The 17,610-nt window shown below is 58.1% G+C and carries 19 protein-coding genes; 5 read left to right on the top strand and 14 right to left on the bottom strand.

What is annotated here, in order from left to right:
- The first annotated feature begins 3 nt into the window (after window positions 1-3).
- The 3 genes from AC2FEE_RS06140 to AC2FEE_RS06150 all read left to right on the top strand — a co-directional run bounded on the left by AC2FEE_RS06140 (window position 4) and on the right by AC2FEE_RS06150 (window position 2,567).
- A complete protein-coding gene (locus AC2FEE_RS06140; protein ID WP_496863771.1) occupies window positions 4-954 on the top strand; it encodes an alpha/beta fold hydrolase in 951 nt (316 codons plus the stop codon).
- A gap of 49 nt (window positions 955-1,003) precedes the next feature.
- A complete protein-coding gene (gene ppk2, locus AC2FEE_RS06145) occupies window positions 1,004-1,873 on the top strand; it encodes a polyphosphate kinase 2 (RefSeq protein WP_496863773.1) in 870 nt (289 codons plus the stop codon).
- Window positions 1,874-1,952: 79 nt separating this feature from the next.
- The gene (locus AC2FEE_RS06150; RefSeq protein ID WP_475209743.1) at window positions 1,953-2,567 is read left to right on the top strand and encodes a TetR/AcrR family transcriptional regulator; all 615 of its coding nucleotides are present in this window, start codon (window positions 1,953-1,955) and stop codon (window positions 2,565-2,567) included.
- 3 nt (window positions 2,568-2,570) lie between these two features.
- Here AC2FEE_RS06150 and AC2FEE_RS06155 read toward each other — a convergent pair whose 3' ends face one another.
- The 13 genes from AC2FEE_RS06155 to AC2FEE_RS06215 form a co-directional block, all read right to left on the bottom strand.
- A complete protein-coding gene (locus AC2FEE_RS06155) occupies window positions 2,571-3,629 on the bottom strand; it encodes an adenylate/guanylate cyclase domain-containing protein (protein WP_496863775.1) in 1,059 nt (352 codons plus the stop codon).
- On the bottom strand, window positions 3,626-4,018 hold the full coding sequence (locus tag AC2FEE_RS06160) for a group I truncated hemoglobin (RefSeq protein WP_496863776.1): 393 nt from the start codon (window positions 4,016-4,018) through the stop codon (window positions 3,626-3,628). Before AC2FEE_RS06160 ends, AC2FEE_RS06155 begins: the two co-directional genes overlap by 4 nt.
- 92 nt (window positions 4,019-4,110) lie before the next feature.
- The gene (locus tag AC2FEE_RS06165; RefSeq protein ID WP_496863777.1) at window positions 4,111-4,953 is read right to left on the bottom strand and encodes a glycosyltransferase family 25 protein; all 843 of its coding nucleotides are present in this window, start codon (window positions 4,951-4,953) and stop codon (window positions 4,111-4,113) included.
- A 110-nt stretch (window positions 4,954-5,063) separates the two neighbouring features.
- On the bottom strand, window positions 5,064-6,284 hold the full coding sequence (locus AC2FEE_RS06170; protein ID WP_496863778.1) for an aminopeptidase P family protein: 1,221 nt from the start codon (window positions 6,282-6,284) through the stop codon (window positions 5,064-5,066).
- Window positions 6,285-6,444: 160 nt separating this feature from the next.
- The gene (locus AC2FEE_RS06175) at window positions 6,445-7,656 is read right to left on the bottom strand and encodes an ABC transporter permease (RefSeq protein ID WP_496863780.1); all 1,212 of its coding nucleotides are present in this window, start codon (window positions 7,654-7,656) and stop codon (window positions 6,445-6,447) included.
- Between the two features lie 5 nt (window positions 7,657-7,661).
- Complete coding sequence (locus AC2FEE_RS06180; protein WP_496863782.1) at window positions 7,662-8,933, bottom strand: ABC transporter permease; 1,272 nt, start codon at window positions 8,931-8,933, stop codon at window positions 7,662-7,664.
- 66 nt (window positions 8,934-8,999) lie between these two features.
- On the bottom strand, window positions 9,000-10,091 hold the full coding sequence (locus AC2FEE_RS06185; RefSeq protein WP_496863783.1) for an extracellular solute-binding protein: 1,092 nt from the start codon (window positions 10,089-10,091) through the stop codon (window positions 9,000-9,002).
- 111 nt (window positions 10,092-10,202) lie between these two features.
- Window positions 10,203-11,294: an ABC transporter ATP-binding protein gene (locus AC2FEE_RS06190; RefSeq protein WP_496863784.1), complete on the bottom strand. Its 1,092-nt coding sequence runs from the start codon at window positions 11,292-11,294 to the stop codon at window positions 10,203-10,205.
- 149 nt (window positions 11,295-11,443) lie between these two features.
- Window positions 11,444-11,848 carry an aspartate racemase/maleate isomerase family protein gene (locus AC2FEE_RS06195; RefSeq protein WP_496863785.1) on the bottom strand — a complete coding sequence of 135 codons (405 nt, stop codon included), beginning with the start codon at window positions 11,846-11,848 and terminating at the stop codon, window positions 11,444-11,446.
- Between the two features lie 411 nt (window positions 11,849-12,259).
- The gene (locus tag AC2FEE_RS06200; RefSeq protein ID WP_496863786.1) at window positions 12,260-12,670 is read right to left on the bottom strand and encodes a M24 family metallopeptidase; all 411 of its coding nucleotides are present in this window, start codon (window positions 12,668-12,670) and stop codon (window positions 12,260-12,262) included.
- Window positions 12,622-12,828: a hypothetical protein gene (locus AC2FEE_RS06205; protein WP_496863788.1), complete on the bottom strand. Its 207-nt coding sequence runs from the start codon at window positions 12,826-12,828 to the stop codon at window positions 12,622-12,624. The genes AC2FEE_RS06200 and AC2FEE_RS06205 overlap by 49 nt, the downstream gene beginning before the upstream one ends.
- Window positions 12,829-12,973: 145 nt before the next feature.
- Window positions 12,974-13,267: a hypothetical protein gene (locus AC2FEE_RS06210; protein WP_496863789.1), complete on the bottom strand. Its 294-nt coding sequence runs from the start codon at window positions 13,265-13,267 to the stop codon at window positions 12,974-12,976.
- A 6-nt stretch (window positions 13,268-13,273) separates the two neighbouring features.
- Entirely contained in the window at window positions 13,274-14,317 is a 1,044-nt protein-coding gene (locus AC2FEE_RS06215) for a pyridoxal-phosphate dependent enzyme (protein ID WP_496864025.1), read from the bottom strand.
- Between the two features lie 85 nt (window positions 14,318-14,402).
- Here AC2FEE_RS06215 and AC2FEE_RS06220 point away from each other — a divergent pair, with 85 nt between their 5' ends.
- Together AC2FEE_RS06220 and argE are read left to right on the top strand one after the other, a co-directional pair.
- Window positions 14,403-15,587, top strand: coding sequence for a M24 family metallopeptidase (locus tag AC2FEE_RS06220; RefSeq protein WP_496863790.1), 1,185 nt, complete (start codon window positions 14,403-14,405; stop codon window positions 15,585-15,587).
- Window positions 15,584-16,741, top strand: coding sequence for an acetylornithine deacetylase (gene argE, locus AC2FEE_RS06225; RefSeq protein ID WP_496863792.1), 1,158 nt, complete (start codon window positions 15,584-15,586; stop codon window positions 16,739-16,741). The genes AC2FEE_RS06220 and argE overlap by 4 nt, the downstream gene beginning before the upstream one ends.
- Here argE and AC2FEE_RS06230 read toward each other — a convergent pair.
- Window positions 16,738-17,604, bottom strand: coding sequence for an urea carboxylase-associated family protein (locus AC2FEE_RS06230; protein WP_496863793.1), 867 nt, complete (start codon window positions 17,602-17,604; stop codon window positions 16,738-16,740). The genes argE and AC2FEE_RS06230 overlap by 4 nt on opposite strands.
- Window positions 17,605-17,610: the final 6 nt, after the last annotated feature.

Below are 17,610 nucleotides of genomic sequence, written 5' to 3' on the forward strand. Positions count from 1 at the left end.
CCCATGTTACGCGTCGGCATCATAGTTCTGATCTTGATGGTCATGCTATGGGCCGTCGCAATTTGGCGTGCAGCCCGGAACGAGGCACGCGCTGAGGCCACCTTCCCCCCTGAAGGTCAGATTGTCGAAGTTGACGGCGTGCCCGTCCATGCCGTTGTGATGGGCGAAGGGCCGAACGTAGTACTGATTCACGGGTCCAGCGGCAACACGCGCGACATGACCTTTGCGCTGGCCCCGATACTGGCTGAAAACTACCGCGTGATCGTATTTGATCGCCCTGGATTAGGCTACAGTGCCGGTTTCAACCCAGACGGGGAAACCATCAAAGAACAGGCGGAAATCCTGCAAAAGGCCGCTGCCCTGCTTGGTGCCGAAAAACCCATCGTCGCAGGCCAAAGCTATGGTGGATCAGTGTCGCTCGCCTGGGCCGTGACACGACCCGACAATATTTCGGCAATGGTTCTAATCGCGCCCGCCGCGATCCCGTGGGAGACACCTCTGGACGGTTTCAACCAACTGGCGTCCACCTCGGTCGGCAGCGCAGTAACCCTGCCCTTGATCACGGCTTTTGCACCTAATTGGTACGTCGAAAAAGCGCTGGACGGCGTGTTCGCGCCCCAGACGGCCCCTGCGGGCTATGCCGATCACTTCGGCCCAGGTCTGACCATGCGCCGAAATTCGATGCACGCCAACGCCAAGCAGCGCGCCAATCTGTTGGAAGAGGTCACTGCCCTGCGACCCCGGTACGGCGAGATCGACGTCCCGACCGAAATCGTTCACGGCACCGCCGATGACACCGTCGGCCTTGAGTGGCATTCACATCGGTTGATCGACGAAATTCCCGGTGCCGAACTGATCGAGTTGCCGGGCATCGGGCACATGCCGCAGGTCGTGGCCGCCCCCGAGGTTGCCGCCGCCATCGACCGCGCCGCGCAACGTGCGGGTTTGCGTTAAGCGCACGGCTAATCCATAGTAGGATATGGCTTTTATGGCGAGGTAACACATGGCCCGTTCCGAAAAAGGTTCCATCGAAAAGTACTTCAAAAAGGATGCCCCGAAAGAGGTGCGTTCAGCCATTGTAAAGTCTGAAAAGGACGGCATTCTGAACCCGACCTACCCTTACGACGAACGCATGAAGCGTAAGGAATACGAAAAAGAAATGGAAAAACTGCAGATTGAACTAGTCAAAATGCAGTCCTGGGTAAAAGAGACCGATAGACGTGTAGCCCTCATTTTCGAGGGCCGGGATGCGGCAGGCAAAGGCGGCACGATCAAGCGGTTCCGCGAAAACCTGAACCCGCGCGGCGCGCGCAACGTCGCGCTCAGCAAACCTTCGGATACAGAGCGCAGCCAGTGGTACTTTCAACGGTACATTCAGCATCTTCCCGCAGCCGGTGAGATCGTGTTCTTCGACCGAAGTTGGTATAACCGCGGCGTCGTCGAAAACGTGTTTGGTTTCTGTACAGCAGAAGAGCGCGAACGTTTTTTTCGGCAGGTTCTGCCGCTGGAAACCGGGCTGGTCAATGACGGGATCACCTTGTTCAAGTTCTGGCTGAATGTCGGCCGTGCCGAGCAACTGAACCGGTTCCTGTCCCGAGAAACGGACCCGCTGAAACAGTGGAAACTCAGCCCGATCGACGTAGCAGGCCTGAACAAATGGGACGAATACAGCGAGTCGATCTCGGAAACCCTGACCCGCAGCCATTCCGAGCATTGCCCCTGGACCATCGTCCGGTCCGACGACAAGAAACGCGCGCGGCTGGCAGCCATTCGCACCGTGCTGCATGCGTTGGACTATGATGAAAAGGACGAGGACGCCATCGGGCCGAATGATCCCAAAATCTGCGGCGGGCCGGAAATCTGGGACGCATGACCAATAGTGGACGAAGGCCACAACGCGGATTATGTCATGTATTCCGACAGCTTAAACAGCAAAGGCACCTGAAACGGGGATGACGAAACGCGGGTATCACCATGGGAACCTGAAACAGGCTCTTATCGAGGCTGCGCTGTCTTTGATCGAGGAAAAAGGCCCGACTGGCTTTACCTTGTCCGAGGCTGCCAAAACCGCAGGGGTCACACCAGCTGCGGTCTATCGGCATTTCCACGGGCGCGAAGACCTGATCGCCGAGGCCGCCCGCCAAGGGTATGAGATGTTCGCGGACCTGATGCAATACGCTTATGACAAAGGCCAGCCCTCTGCCCTGGCCGCGTTCGAGGCGACGGGCCGCGCATACCTGGCCTTTGCACGCAAGCACCCGGGTCATTACATCGCCATGTTCGAAAGCGGCATTTCCATCAACCGCACGCCCGAACTGGCGCTCGCGGCGAACCGGGCAAAAGCGGTGCTGGAAAAAGCAGCCTCTGACCTGTCGCAGCACATCCCGCCCGAAAAACGCCCGCCCGCGTCGATGTTCAGCGCCCATATCTGGGCCATGAGCCACGGTGTTGTCGAACTGTTCGCCCGCAATACCGGCGCAAGCTCCCCCTTCCCGCCCGAGGATTTGCTGGAGTCTGGGATCGGCATTTATCTGCGCGGTCTGGGACTTGTCCCGCAGGACGATTAATGGTCAGAAGCGCGACAACGGCCGCGGCACGCTAAGGCCAGACGTCACATTGATCAGATCCATTTCACCCATGCCCTTGATGTCCACACGCCCGATGTCCGAGACCTGAAACTCGTCGATCAGGGCGTATTTCATCTCTTCCGGAGCAACGATATTCATAGGGTTTGCAAAGACTTGCAGGCGCGCAGCAATGTTAACCGCCGGACCGAACACGTCATAGACGTATTTCTGTATCCCCACGACCGAGCCCACAGCAGCCCCCATACCCAAACCGATCCGGGCCTGCCATTTATGCGGGTGGCTTTCATTGCGCCGCTCGAGATACCGCAGGAAACGCACCGCACAATGCGCTACTGCGGTTGCATGGTCCGGCGTCGCATCGGGCATACCCGACACTGCAAGATAGGCGTCGCCAATGGTCTTGATCCGCTCACACCCGAACTGTTCAACGATGCGGTCGAAGGCAGTGAAAATGTCGTTCAGCTCACTCAGTGTCACGGTCGGGTCGGTCTTGGCCGCGAAATCCGTGAAGCCCACGAAATCCAGCATCACCACCGACACCTGATCGTATAGCTGAGGCGTGACAACGCCAAACGTCTTGAACTCTTCGTACACCGCGCGCGGCATCAGGTTCAGCAGCAACCGTTCAACCCGCTCTTTTTCACGCTCCAATTCACGTGTGTTGCGTTCGACCATAGTCGAGTAGCTGTCAATCATGCTTTCCAGTTCGCGGATGCGGGTGATGTTCTGGCATTCGATTATCAAAACCTGTTCGGACAGGCCGCTTGCCAGCGACACAGTTGTCGCGAATATCATCGTTCTGCGCTTTGGCTTGATTTGCAGTTCAACCGAATACCGCAGGCCGGATTGCTTAACGTCTTCCAATTCGCGCAGATCAAGCGACGGAATCAAATCCAGCAGCGTCTGCCCTTCCTCTGGTTTACCGAACCATTCCGCGAACGGCCCGTTGTGAAATACGAAACTCAAATCCGAGGCGCGAACGACCGCAACACCAACTCCGATCGCCCGAAGCAGCTGCTCATTGATGGCCAGAATACTCATGCGGCGTCACGCGCGACAATGATTGAACGTTTGGACTCGATGGCATTCAGGGCGATTTTGATATGGCTGTCTTCCATCCCGTGCATGGCCAGTGCTTCGCCAAACAGCTCGGCCATTTCGTCAAAATCCGCATGTGAGATATTGAGGTGCCGGTGAACCGCTTCGATCCGATCATCACTGAAAGATGCAGGCCCACCCACCAAGGAAGACACGAATTTGGTTTGGTGGTCGATCAAACGAGGCATGTCGATGTCTTCGAAATGGCCGCCAATTTGATCGGATTCCAAGGCCATTTCGTAGAATGTCATCACGATCCGGCTAATGGTTTTGAAACCGCCGTATTTTTCGTAAATTGTCTGCCCCACACCAAACACCCAAACGTTAACCACAAAAACACTGAAAGATTATATCAAATCGTTAGTTTTGTTAACGCTTATGCGTTGCGTGGCAGAAATCGGGGGATTCAGAGCCTGATTAATGGTCACACGCTCAGGTCGTCGGCGCATGGAATGAACCCGACGAACCCGCCATCATCCAACAAACGGCGCTGACCGCCAGTGCGCCAGTACAGCTTGCGCCCCGCCGCCTGCAGTTCGCGCCGAACGCGGAACCACAATGGCCCCTTGTCCAAACCGCTGTTGGTTTTCTGGTCCTGCGACCGCTCACTGACCTTGACGGTTTCGGCGGTCTGTTCCTGTTTTTTCGACCAGATCACCTGAACTCCTATCGCCGGAAAGCACTGATACATGCACCAATCCGGACGCGGGATCGAGATGAAGTCGTCCAGGTGGTCGGAAAACTGCTCCGACCAGGAAAGCAGTTTTCTACAGGCCGCCTGCGTCACGATATAGGCGGCCGCGCTAGGGGCCATTTCCAGCATTGGTCTGACCGGGACATCTGCAATCCTCTGCAATGCCCCGAACCGCATGGACCGCGGCGAGTAATCCAGCTTGATGAGGTCAAACCCGTCTCCGCCATCCAGTAGCGCAGTGATGACCCCACCCGCCTGCGCGGACATCTCAACATCGTCCTCAAAGACCGCAACCGCCCTCAGCCTCTGGTCCACTGCGGTCTGCCAAACGGCGCGGTGGCTTTCGAAACAGGCGATTTCACTTTGTTTCAAGCCCCAACGGACGCCGGTTCCGGGAACATAGCCATTGTCCTCAAGTGCTCCGGGTTGCTGCGCGTCCAATGCGCTGAACCGTTGGGCGCCAACCAGACCGGTGTGGGCGAACTGGTCTTCCATGAAGCTGGCCCGTTCCGGTACCCGGTCGAGGTTGATAAAACAGACACCCGTATCCGATGGCAGTTCGAATTGTCCCACGGCACATCCTTTCCAACAGTATCGTCAGATACACACCGCTGAACCGGACAATCAACCCCACCATAGGAACAGAAGTAAGGAAGGGTCGATGACCCTTCCTTGCAATGCCATCAGGCGCCGATCGTGTTGTGTTCCGGACCATATGGGAAACCGGTGATATTCTCGGCACCGGTTTCCTCGACAACCAGAATGTCATGCTCGCGATACCCGCCTGCGCCCTTCTGGCCCTCGGGGATCCACAGCATTGGCTCAATCGAGACAACCATGCCCGGCTCCAGCACAGTATCGATATCCTCACGCAGCTCCAGCCCGGCCTCGCGGCCGTAGTAGTGGCTGAGGATGCCAAACGAATGGCCGTAGCCAAAGGATCGGTACTGCAGCAGGCCTTCATCCGCAAAGAAGCGGTTGATCTCGGCAGTGATACCCGAGCAGGTCGCGCCGGGTTTGATCAGGCTCAGGCCAAGTTCATGCGCGGCGACGTTGGCCTTCCAGACACGCAAACTTTCCGCGTCTGGTTCTCCGAGAAACAGGGTGCGCTCCAAAGCGGTGTAATAGCCCGAGATCATCGGAAACGAGTTCAGTGAAAGGATATCGCCTTTTTGCAGCGCACGTTTGGTAACCGGGTTATGCGCGCCGTCGGTGTTCAGGCCGGACTGGAACCAGACCCAGGTGTCTCGGTATTCCGCATCCGGATAGGCACGCGCGATTTCGGCCTCCATTGCGTCGCGCCCTGCCATGGCAACCTCGATCTCGGTCGCGCCTTCGCGAATTGCGGCGTGAATGGCTGCGCCGCCAACATCCGCCGTGCGCGCGCCGCCCTTAATCAACGCGATCTCTTCCGCAGATTTCACCATCCGAGCAGCCATCGTGTCCGGAGCGATATCCACCAGATCCGGCCCGCCTAACATGTCCAGCGCCGTATCCCGCATTGCCAGCGTCATGTGATCACCTTCGATGCCGATCCGACGGGCCGAGCCAATCAGGCTAGCCACCGCGCGCCAGTAGTTGTTCCGCTTCCAGTCGGTATAGATCACGTTTTCCTCGACCGAGCGCCGCCACGGCTGGCCCGCATCGATATTCGCCGATACCGTGGTGCAGTTCTCTTGCGTTACAACGCAGCCATACGGACGGCCGAACGCGCAATACAGAAAGCCCGAGTAGTAAGCGATGTTGTGCATAGACGTCAGCAGCACTGCCGGGATATCACGCGTCGCCATCGTCGCGCGCAGTCTGGCCAAACGCCGGGTGTATTCGGCTTTGCTGAAGGGCAACGGAGCCTTGTCGCCATTGTGGCACGTGAAAAACTCGGGGCGATTTTGCAAGTCAGTCATTTGGTCTCTCCTCAATGCCGGACAGGCACCGCCCGGCCACAAGCCCCGGCGTTCAGGACAAGCGGCCTCGGGAACCGAGAGCCATGCACCCCGCCTTGCGTCACGACGCCATCGTGACCGGGGTGCATGGTGAAATCGCTAAATCAGCTTTCGAGTCGCGTCAAGCCGGGCTGAGGCCCCGCAAACGTTCGGACCGCCTCCGCAGCAGTTCGACCGTGGTCAGCAGCGCAATTGAGATGACCACGAGGATCGTCGCCACCGCCAGAATGGTCGGGCTGATCTGTTCGCGCAGGCCAGTGAACATCTGCCACGGCAGTGTTTTTTGGCTGGCGGAACCGACAAACAGCACCACCACTACTTCATCGAACGAAGTGATGAAAGCGAACAACCCGCCCGAGATCACCCCCGGCAGGATCAGCGGCATCTGTATCTTGAAGAAGGTCCGCACCGGCCCTGCCCCCATATTCGCGGCCGCGCGCGTCAGCGACTGATCGAACCCGACCAAAGTCGCCGTCACTGTGATGATCACGAAAGGAATGCCCAGAACCGCGTGGGCAAGGATGACCTTCACATAACCCACGAAGTTCTTGTCCATGCCCAGCGTACCCTCAAGGAAACGCCCAATATCGCTGTAGAAAAAGAACATACCGGTCGCAGAGATGATCAGTGGCACGATCATCGGTGAGATCAGGATGCCCATGATGGCCCGACGCCCCGGCACGTGGCTCTGGCTGAGGCCGATGGCCGCCAATGTCCCCAGAGACACTGAAATGATCGTCGCAATCGGCGCGATGATCAGCGAGTTTTTGAAGCTGCGCTGCCATTCATTGTTGGTGAAGAAATCACGGTAATGTTTCAGCGAGTATCCCTCAGGGTCCAGCCGCAGCATCTCGGGCGTGAAGGTGAAGAAGTCCTGTGCGTTGAACGACAGCGGCAGGACCACAAGGATCGGCGTGATCAGAAAGACAAAGATGGCGCCGCAAATCACGCGAAACAGGTAATGCTCAAACACCTGCCGACCTGTCAGATAGGGCAATAACTTTTGCCGATAGCGGCCCTCGTACAGCCAGAAGATGAAGAAGGCAAAAAACCATCCGACCAGTAGCCCAACGATCAGACCAGTAATCCCGGCAAAGATGAACCCGATGGCGGCAAACCCCAATACGGTGATCCAGCGCGCTACACGTTCATTGTCAAGCAACGTGATATAGACCCAGGCCAGAGCCGCCATCAATGCGGCTCCGATCAGGATGCCCAGCAGGACATTGCCCTGCCCGGCTCCGACGAACATTCCGACGAGACCTCCGGCAATGGCGACCGCCGGCAGGACGACCGACAACGGTTTGCGGGATATAGGTGTAAGTGCTGCCATGATCTTTATCCCAGTTTCACGTTATCGATGCCCACGATCTTGTCGTAGCACCAGTAGAGCAACAGAACGACTGCCAGCAGGATCGTCCCCAGCGCCGCCGCCAAACCCCAGTTCAACGAGGACGAGATGTGGTAGGCAATCCGGTTCGAGATGAAGACACCTTTGGTGCCGCCCACGATCTCGGGCGTGATGTAGTAGCCGATGGCCAGAATGAATACGAGGATCGACCCCGCCCCGATTCCCGGGATGGATTGCGGGAAGTAGATCCGCCAGAAGGTTGTCCAGTTGGTTGCCCCCATCGACTTGGCTGCACGGGTGTAGGATGGCGGGATCGTTTGCATCACCGAATACATCGGCAGGATCATGAACGGCAGCAGGATATGCGTCATCGCAATAATCGTGCCGATCTGATTGTTGATGATCACCAGCCGGGCATCATCCGCCACAAGCCCCAGCCAGACCAGTGTCTCGTTGATCACACCCTGCTGTTGCAACATCACTTTCCATGCTGATGTCCGCACCAGAAGCGACGTCCAGAACGGCAGCAACACCAGGATCATCAACATGTTGGAAACCCGCATCGGAAGCGTCGCCAGCAGGTACGAGACCGGGTATGCCAACAGAATGCAAGACCCGGTAATAACCAGCGACATGAATAACGTACGCCCGAACAGCTTGATCAGGATTTGTTTGTCTTCGGGCTGCGATTGCGCGCCTTCGGGCGTGCGACGCATATCGACGGCGTTCAGGAAATAGCCATTGGTGATTGGCACAGCATGGGTCTTGATCGTGCGCCATGTTTCCACATCTCCCCAACCGTCGTGAATCTCAATCAGCTTTTCCTTGAACGGCGCATCAGCTTCGAGGTCCAGACGTTTGATATTACGCCCTGATTTACGGAACAACGAAGACATGCCAGTCTGTTCATAGTTCAGACGCGTGCCGAGTCTCGTATGCGTTTTCGCCTCAACGGCCGCGACCATGTCTTTGGTAAAGGCGGCGTAAAGGGCTTCGTCGGGCAGATCTCCGCTTTCGGCATCCCAGTTCTTCAGCTCAACCACAGTTAGCGGGAGCGTTTCAGCGACGATGCTGTTCTCAACCGACCGTAACAACATCGACACGATCGGGATCACAAACGAGAGCAATACAAACAATAGCAAGGGCGCAACAAGGGCCAGCGCCCGAAGCTTGCGGCGGCGCAGGGATCGCGCCAGTGATTTCTTGAGTGGCGTGCCATCGGCGGCCAGCATCGGACCGGATTGAGTAGCGTCAGTCATCTGCGTCCCTTGGTCTTTGGTGGGTCGGGGCCATTGGCGGCCCCGACCATGCGTTTCAAGACAGGCTTATTGTGCTAGCCATGCCTGGAACTTGGCTTCGATATCGTCGCGGTAATCCGCCCAGAACTCGTAGTTGTACAGGAACGTGTTCTTGGCATTCTCCGGATCGGTCGGCATGTGCGGTGCCATGTCGATACCCAATTCGGCATGCTGGCCAACCAAAGGTGCCGACGAGGCACGGGCCGGACCGTACGAGATGTACTTGGCCTGATCCGCCAGACGCTGGGTGTCGGTTGCGAACATGATATAGTCCAGCGCGCGCTGCTGTCGCTCTTCGCTCAGGCCCGCGGGGATGATCCAGCCGTCCAGGTCAAAGATCTGCGCGTCCCACAGCATCGCGACGGGCTGCTTCTGCTCTTCGATCACGCTGAACAGACGGCCATTATAGGTCGAACCCATGATAACCTCGCCGTCGGCCAGAAGCTGCGGCGTGTCTGCACCGGCAGACCACCAGACAACGCTGTCCTTGATGGTGTCGAGCTTGGCCAGCGCCTGATCCTGACCTTCCGGAGTGGCAAGAACCTCATAGACGTCATCCTTTGCGACGCCGTCACAGAGCAGAGCCCACTCCATGTTGTTAATCGCACGCTTTTCCATCGACCGCTTGCCGGGATAGGATTCCAAATCGAACACGGCGCAGATATCGCTGGGTGGATTGTCACCGACCAAATCAGTGCGATAGCCAAACGTGGTCGAATAAACGATCTGCGGGATAAAACAGTCGCTGACCAGAAGGTCACCGAAATCTTCAGAGGCCGGTGTTCCATCCGGTGCCGGGGCCAGTTGGGTATCGAAATCGATCTCAAGCGCCAGCCCTTCATCGCACAGGCGGATCGCGTCCGAGGCCACAACGTCAACCACATCCCAGGTGATGTTGCCCGCTTCGTTCATCGCACGCAGCTTGGCGACCGCTTCGTTCGAGCTGTCGTCATTCAGGATGGTGACGCCTGTCTTTTCTGAATAGGGCTCATGATACGCTTTGAGCTGCGATTTGGAATACGCGCCGCCCCACGAGACGATCGTCATCTCTTCGGCCATCGCGCCACCGGCAACTGCCGCAACTGCACTCGCCAAAAGAGTGGTTTTGGTTAATTTCATAGTTAACTCCCTGTTACACCCGTTAATTTTAACCTTGAAGACCGGATCACGGGGCAACCCGATCATCTGATGTCCCGCGCACCCGGGCGGATCACACGGGGATTCTCTGTATTAGGCGTCAAGCGCCCGGCAGTCCTGGGCCAGCCAGCCGATCTCGACCTCTTGGCCTGGGCGCAACTTGACCGCATCCGGCGCGTTCCGGGTTTTGATGATGAAATCGTCGTTCCCCGCAACAGACAGGCGGAAGCGGAACACGTCACCCATATAGATGAATTCTTTCACTGTCGCCTTCAGCGTATGCGCATCGGCGTGCAGACGGTCTTTGTTGAACTCGACACGTTCAGGACGGATCGAAACCTTGGTACGTTCGCCCGCCTTGTGGACGTTCACGGGTTTGGCATCGATCTCGGACCCATCATCCAACGCCACCACGCACGAGTCACCGTCGATGGATTTAACAACACCTTCCAAAGTGTTGTTTTCACCAATGAATTGCGCAACGAAACTGTTTTCAGGTTCTTCATACAGAAGGTCCGGCGGCGCCAATTGCTGAATGCGACCATCGTCGAATACGGCAACCCTGTCCGACATCGTCAGCGCTTCGGTCTGGTCGTGCGTCACGTAGACGGTGGTAATCCCCAGCTCGTGCGCCAAACGGGTGATTTCGAACTGCATATGTTCGCGCAGTTGTTTGTCCAGCGCGCCCAGCGGCTCATCCATCAGAACCAGTTCGGGTTCGAACACCAGCGCCCGCGCCAGCGCGATCCGCTGTTGCTGACCCCCGGACAATTGCGCCGGACGACGGCTGCCAAAGGCCCCCATCTGCACCATATCCAGCGCCCGCTTTACCTTTTCTTCTCGCTGGTCCTTGCCCAACTTCCGCACTTCCAGCGGAAAGGATAGGTTCTCGGCCACAGTCATGTGCGGGAAAAGGGCGTAGTTCTGGAACACCATTCCGATACCACGCTTATGCGGAGGGATGTTATTTATTGGACGCCCGTCCAACATGATCTCACCATGAGTGGCGGTTTCGAACCCGGCCAGCATCATAAGGCAGGTTGTCTTACCAGACCCCGACGGACCCAGCATTGTCAGAAACTCACCTTTTGGCATTGAGAGGTTTAGATCTTTTACAACGAGTACTTCACCATCATAAGACTTTTGGACACGCTGAAACTCGACGAACGCTGCGTCATTGGACATATACCGACTTGGCTCCCTGTGTGGTCTGTTGTTTGCCCGGTTTATCCGGATCTCAAAGACCTATTGCCCTTATTAAAGGACATGCGAGACGCGGCACGCAACCAAAATGTGACAAAGGTCAGACATTTTCGATTGTGCCTGCATCACCATTAAGCGGAATTCAATTCCCGCATGTGCCATGCAAGGCTTTGATTGCCGGACAAAACCGGCTTTTTCAAACGGCTTTCGATTGCTGAAATTGCGTCAAAAGTTCTTAAATTCTTACAACTTACCAAAACAGCTTCAACCGTTGGATCAGCCCCAAGTTTCGGCGCTGCGTCAACCACTGAACGCTTTGAAATGCGCACAACTTTTGATTCTTCCGCCTCTCCGAACGAGCCGAAAACACCCATGGATACCCCATTTTCACCGAACGCCCGCCGCAGCAATTCGTTTACTTCCTCGATATAAGGTGACAGTAACGCAAATTTCGAGACCCCCAAATGCGCCGCACAGGCGGACGCTGCACGCAGAGGGTTCGTGACCAAGGCAACACTGCAGGATTTCCGGACCATCCGTTCAATCTGGTCGGATCCGATTACCGAACTGGCCGACGTACATCCGTACCCAACCACCTTGTAGCGGCGGATCTTGGGCAGGGGGTCCGCTGCGGCAGGCAGGGTTTTTTCATTTCCGCCAGAGTATCTTTCGTCACCTCTGCCCCGCTGGGAATGTGCGAAACATAGTTCGGAACGCGCCGGTCAGAGAAATTGGCCGTGAATTCAGGCCCGATCGTCGCGTCGGTTTGCAAAACAATCAACCCCTCGGCGTGGCGTCGGTATCGTCCTTTTCCAGCGTATACGGCAGATAGCTCCTAACTCGGGCATCTCTGGACCAGTTCCGGGGCTGATGAATCGCGGCGCCCCTTCGGTGATGACGATGTTTTCCTCATGCACGAGGATTTTGTCACCGACCGAAATGCCGGGTTACAGCTTCAGGACCATTCCTGGTTCCAGGACCGTATGGTCTCTGGGAATCAACAACGGCCATTCCGTCAGCGGCATCCCCAACCCATGACCCAGCCGCCCCGCTCCTGTCTCGCCCGAAGTGCGAGACAAAACTTTATTCATCAAATGAAACAGCTCTGCTGCCGTTGCACCGGGGCGCGCCACTTTGAATACAGCGTCCGAGGCTTCCATCAGCATCGCATAAGCATCGCGTACTTGCTGGCTGGCTGCTCCGGCCGACCAGTTGCGGTCGAAGTCGCGGAGATATCCGACCCTAACCAGCCCGGTATCCAGCATCAGAACATCACCGGGTCTCAGTGCGATGGCACAGGCCGGCGAGATCACTTCGGTATATCCGCCCCGCTCGGCTCCGCCAGCAAGGTACGGCACCCAGTCCGCGCCTCGTCCAGACACAACATCTGAAACCGGCGAAAGACCACGTCTAACGCGATGCCTTCTCTGACAATCTCGGGCACGAGCTGAAAGGCCCGCCCGGCAATGGCACAGGCAGATTCGAACTTGGCAATCTCGGCCGGGGATTTGACCATCCGAAGGGCGCGGAGGATACCCTCGTTACAGCCCAGACAGCACGCACCCTGCCCGTGTTACAACCGGCTCAGATCAGCCAGTGGCAAACGGATATGCGTCTCGTGCCCATCCGGCAGGCCTATGGCCGCATCCTCCGGACAAACCTCACGCAGACAGCCTGACACCGTCGTCGTCCAGATCGGGCGCGCTCCAGGTTCGGAGGTCATCCACCCACGTCGGCGCCATCAGTGCCGCCCCGATCAACGGGATGACGGCTATCGGCTTGCCCGAAGCAGGCAGTATCAGGAACCAGGGGCGTGTCGGGCTTGCCCAGAAACGAGTCAGGTAGCCGGTGAAACAACGAACCTCAGGCTCGGTCGTGAACAACAGCGCCGACAGGCCCGCCTGCTCGGCCCGACGCAGCGCGCATTCTGTCTGCGCGGAGTTCGGACGTCTCAAAGACCCTCACTCAGCGATCTCGGACAGGAAGCACAAGACACGGGCATCGGCTCCGATGCCCAGAGCCTCGCGCACTTGAGCATTCATGACGGCGGCCACACCCGCCCCGCCTGACGCGGTGGTTGCGATACCTGCCGAGGCCATGGCCGGAAGATGTTCGGTCACTTGCGGATCGGACAAAGTCAGAAACCTGTCTGCATCGCGGGCCAACCCGTTCAGAGCAATCAACGATGGCTCCTTGCAATCGAGCCGCCCCATCACGCTGTCGGGGCCGTCGGCGAAAACGCAGGCACCGGCCTCAATACTGGCCTGTAACGCCGGGGCCGCTTCGGGTTCGACCACGATGATCTGCGGCACATCCCCCCAGACGGTCCGCGCATAGGCCGCAACCGCACCGGCCATCCCGCCAACACCGGCCTGTAGCATGATATGGGTCGGCACCTGAGAGCATTGTCGAGCGGCCTCGGCGGCCATCTGCAAATATCCCTCCATCAGAGTATGTGGCAGGTCGTAATACCCCTCCCACGAACTGTCCGAGAGCAATATCCAGTTGTTGTCCTGCGCCGCTTTGCTGGCGGCGTTCATGCTGGCGGCGTAATCTGTGCCTTCCCGCACAACTTTTGCACCTTGTTGGCGCAAGCGATCTGCAAAACTCTCGGGCACGGTATCGGCGATATAGACCACTGCGTCAGCTCCGAACCTACGCGCGCCCGAGGCCACGCTGAGCCCGTGATTGCCTGCGCTGGCCGTGACATAGGTGCGACCAGACAGCGTTGTGGTGTCCGGCGTTTCGGCAATCTCTGCCGCATGGCGCGCGATGACATAGGCGGCCCCCAAGGCCTTGAACGACCCCAGCCCCATTCGTCCACGCTCATCCTTCACCCACAGGTTTGCGACATCCGCCAACCCGTGCACATCGGTCAAAGGGGTTTCGTCAGCCGACAGACAACGCGCAATCAGTTCCGAGGCGCGCGCCACATTCGTTGACGGAAGCGGTGCGCCCTCGATCAGTTTCTGACCGGCGCGATACGGGTTGGATGTGAGTTTCAACTGAGCGTCTTCCCTGTGTTGCCCATTGACGTGATCGGATTCGTCTAGTTCTGTCAACAAAACTCAGTCACCGCAGGAGCAGCCCATGGCCCATGCCGATCCGGCCTTCAGCCAGGCCGAATACGACCGTCGGCTGACGAAGACACGCGCAGCCATGGCTTCCGCTGGTCTGGACGCGCTGTTTGTCGAGGACCCATCGAACATGGCGTGGCTGACGGGTTATGAGGGCTGGTCCTTTTACGTACACCAGGGCGTTCTGGTCCTGCATGACCAAGACCCGATTTGGTGGGGCCGCAATCAGGATGCCAACGGCGCGCGGCGGACGGTCTGGATGTCGGATGAACGGACATACGGTTATGCGGACCACTATGTTCAGTCGACCATCCGTCACCCGATGCAGGACCTCGCTGCGCTGATCCGAGCCTGCGGCCTGGGCTCGGGACGGATCGGGGTTGAGCTGGACAACTACTATTATTCGGCCAAGGCACATCTAACCTTGTTGGCGGAGCTGCCGCAGGCTGAACTGGTCGATGCGAATGCGACGGTAAACTGGCAAAGAGCTGTGAAATCCGGTGAAGAGATCGCTCTGATGCGCAAGGCTGCCCGCATCTCGGAACACGTAATCGACGGAGTGCTGGAGCGGGTCGAACCGGGACTGCGCAAGAATGAGTTGGTCGCGCAGATTTACCATGATGCCATCTCGGGCGTTGGGAACGACTGGGGGGATTACGCTGCCATTGTGCCTCTGTTGCCTTCGGGTCCGGATGCCACCGCCCCGCATCTGACATGGGACGGCGCACCCTTCAAATCCGGCGAGTGCACATTCTTCGAACTGTCCGGCTGTTACCGTCGCTATCACACACCGTTCTGTCGGTCTGTTTTTCTGGGCCAGCCACCAGATCATTTGTTGCGGGCCGAGGCAGCGCTGATCGAAGGACTCGAGGCCGGCTTGGACGCCGCCCGCGCAGGCAACCAGGCGCGCGACATCGCCCTGGCACTGGCCGCCCCGTTAGAGCGCGCCGGGATCGAGCGCGGCGCGCGCTGTGGCTATCCGGTTGGCCTCAGCTATCCGCCTGACTGGGGTGAACGCACCATATCCCTGCGCCCCGAGGATGAGACCATTCTGGAGCCGGGCATGACCTTCCACTTCATGCCAGGCCTCTGGATGGATGACTGGGGCCTTGAGATTACCGAGTCGATTCTAATCACCGATACCGGACCTGCCGAGTGTTTCTGCAACCGGCCCCGCAAATTGTTCGTGAAACCATGACCCTGGCCAGAACCACCGAAATCCTCGCCGACCTGATTGCATTTGAAACAGTGTCCGCCGACAGCAATCTCGAGATCATCCGCTATCTGACCGAACGGCTTGAGGCGCTGGGCGCCAGGTGTATCGAAACGCGGGATGCCACCGGGGCCAAGGCCAATGTCTTTGCCACGCTTGGACCGGACATGCCCGGCGGCATTTTGCTGTCCGGCCATACGGATGTCGTTCCGGTTGCCGATCAGGACTGGACGACAGACCCATTCCGGATGACCGAGAAGGACGGTAAGCTCTTTGGTCGTGGCACCTGCGACATGAAGGGGTTCATCGCTGCCGCGTTGGCCTTTGCCGGGACACTGGATCCCGGCACGCTGACCCAACCACTGCACTTCGCCTTCACCTACGATGAGGAAACCGGCTGCCTGGGCGCTCAGAACCTCGTTAACGACCTCTCCGAACGCGGCATTGTTCCGGACATTGCGATCATTGGCGAACCCACCGAGATGCGCGTGATCGAGGGGCATAAGGGCTGCTTCGAATACACCACAAGTTTCGTTGGTCTCGAAGGGCACAGCTCAGCCCCCGATGATGGCGTCAACGCGGCAGAATACGCGGCGCGCTATATTGGCAAGTTGCTGGAATTGCGTCACATCCTGAAATCGCGTGCACCCAAATGCAGCCCGTTTGAACCGCCCTGGACCACTGTCAATGTGGGGCGCATAACAGGCGGTGTCGCCCATAACGTCATCGCCAGCAAGGCCGAAGTCGCGTGGGAAATGCGCCCTGTTCAGTCCAGCGATGCCGAATTGGTCCGCAAAACCCTGACGGATTACGTGCAGCACACCCTACTGCCCGAGATGCAGGCGGTGCACCCCGATGCCAGCGTAACACAGGAAGCCGTGGCCGAGGTTCAGGGGCTTGAACCCATGGACGAAAACGCTGCTCGCGAGCTTGTGGCCGAACTGACCGGGGCCAATGGCACCGGCGTCGTCGCCTTTGCCACCGAGGCTGGGTTGTTCCAGCAACTCGGTGTTCACGCGATTGTCTGCGGGCCGGGCTCTATCACACAGGCGCATAAAGCGGACGAGTATGTCGAAATCGAACAGCTCGACCTGTGCTGCCGGATGTTGAACCGTCTGGGACGTCGACTGATCGCTTAATCGCTACCATGGGTGCGATCATAGGCCGAGCGCGGCGGCTGAACATGCGTTGCGCGGGCCTCTTCGCCGGGATCATAGACCTCCATCACCAGTGGGTAACAAGCGGCTGCGTCAGATGAATGCTCGGACGAACAATCTCCGCCGGGACAGGCTGACAGGCCAACAATCAGGTCGATCTCGGCGTAAAACTCAAGATAGTCGCCGGGGCGCACCGGACTGGCCTTCATGAAATACTGCCCGGTGTCGCGGGTGAACCCGGTGCACATGAAGACATTCAGCACGTCATGCACCAGCATCTCGGCTTCTTGCAGCGGCAGTTTGCAATGGCTGGCCAACGCGCGGGTCAGGTTGGAATGGCAGCAATAGTGGTAATCGTGCCCGGACAACAACCGCCCTGTATAGGGATCGCAGCGCGTGCCGATCACGTCATGAACCGAGCCGCCAAAGGCATCGAACCCGTACCAGTCCAGCGTGTCGTCCACGATGGTCGCCATGGGGCGCATGTTCGAAAAGCTCGACCACATGCGGTCTCCAGTCGACAGGTGGGTGCCATGCAGGGCGCGGGTTTTGCCGGAATAGAATCGCTCGGTCAGGTCGTGTTTGTTCCACATGTTCAGATCGCCGACCTGTGGGCCATCGACCGACAACACCCGAACAAACGCCCCGGCGGGCACGTCGATGCAGGTGGCATCCCGAGGGGCGGCGGTGGCTTCGGCAGTCTTGGATGCGCCCTTTCGCAGTTTGGCCAGTGTAGCCAAATCCGGCTGATCCAACGTTTCTGGCGGGTAGCAGATGACCGGCGGAATGGCTTTGCGCTCATCCGCGTCCACAGGTGCCTTGAAGTTCGGTTCTTCCAGTTTCATTAGCGC

Source organism: Ruegeria sp. YTSC199 (assembly GCF_059609725.1).

Excerpts from the sequence above, each read along its gene's own strand:
- AC2FEE_RS06140 (WP_496863771.1), top strand. The coding sequence starts at position 4 with ATGTTACGCGTCGGCATCATAGTTCTGATCTTGATGGTCATGCTATGG.
- ppk2 (WP_496863773.1), top strand. The coding sequence starts at position 1,004 with ATGGCCCGTTCCGAAAAAGGTTCCATCGAAAAGTACTTCAAAAAGGAT.
- AC2FEE_RS06150 (WP_475209743.1), top strand. The coding sequence starts at position 1,953 with ATGACGAAACGCGGGTATCACCATGGGAACCTGAAACAGGCTCTTATC.
- AC2FEE_RS06155 (WP_496863775.1), bottom strand. The coding sequence starts at position 3,629 with ATGAGTATTCTGGCCATCAATGAGCAGCTGCTTCGGGCGATCGGAGTT.
- AC2FEE_RS06170 (WP_496863778.1), bottom strand. The coding sequence starts at position 6,284 with ATGACTGACTTGCAAAATCGCCCCGAGTTTTTCACGTGCCACAATGGC.
- AC2FEE_RS06175 (WP_496863780.1), bottom strand. The coding sequence starts at position 7,656 with ATGGCAGCACTTACACCTATATCCCGCAAACCGTTGTCGGTCGTCCTG.
- AC2FEE_RS06180 (WP_496863782.1), bottom strand. The coding sequence starts at position 8,933 with ATGACTGACGCTACTCAATCCGGTCCGATGCTGGCCGCCGATGGCACG.
- AC2FEE_RS06185 (WP_496863783.1), bottom strand. The coding sequence starts at position 10,091 with ATGAAATTAACCAAAACCACTCTTTTGGCGAGTGCAGTTGCGGCAGTT.
- AC2FEE_RS06190 (WP_496863784.1), bottom strand. The coding sequence starts at position 11,294 with ATGTCCAATGACGCAGCGTTCGTCGAGTTTCAGCGTGTCCAAAAGTCT.
- AC2FEE_RS06195 (WP_496863785.1), bottom strand. The coding sequence starts at position 11,848 with ATGGTCCGGAAATCCTGCAGTGTTGCCTTGGTCACGAACCCTCTGCGT.
- AC2FEE_RS06205 (WP_496863788.1), bottom strand. The coding sequence starts at position 12,828 with ATGGTCAAATCCCCGGCCGAGATTGCCAAGTTCGAATCTGCCTGTGCC.
- AC2FEE_RS06220 (WP_496863790.1), top strand. The coding sequence starts at position 14,403 with ATGGCCCATGCCGATCCGGCCTTCAGCCAGGCCGAATACGACCGTCGG.
- argE (WP_496863792.1), top strand. The coding sequence starts at position 15,584 with ATGACCCTGGCCAGAACCACCGAAATCCTCGCCGACCTGATTGCATTT.
- AC2FEE_RS06230 (WP_496863793.1), bottom strand. The coding sequence starts at position 17,604 with ATGAAACTGGAAGAACCGAACTTCAAGGCACCTGTGGACGCGGATGAG.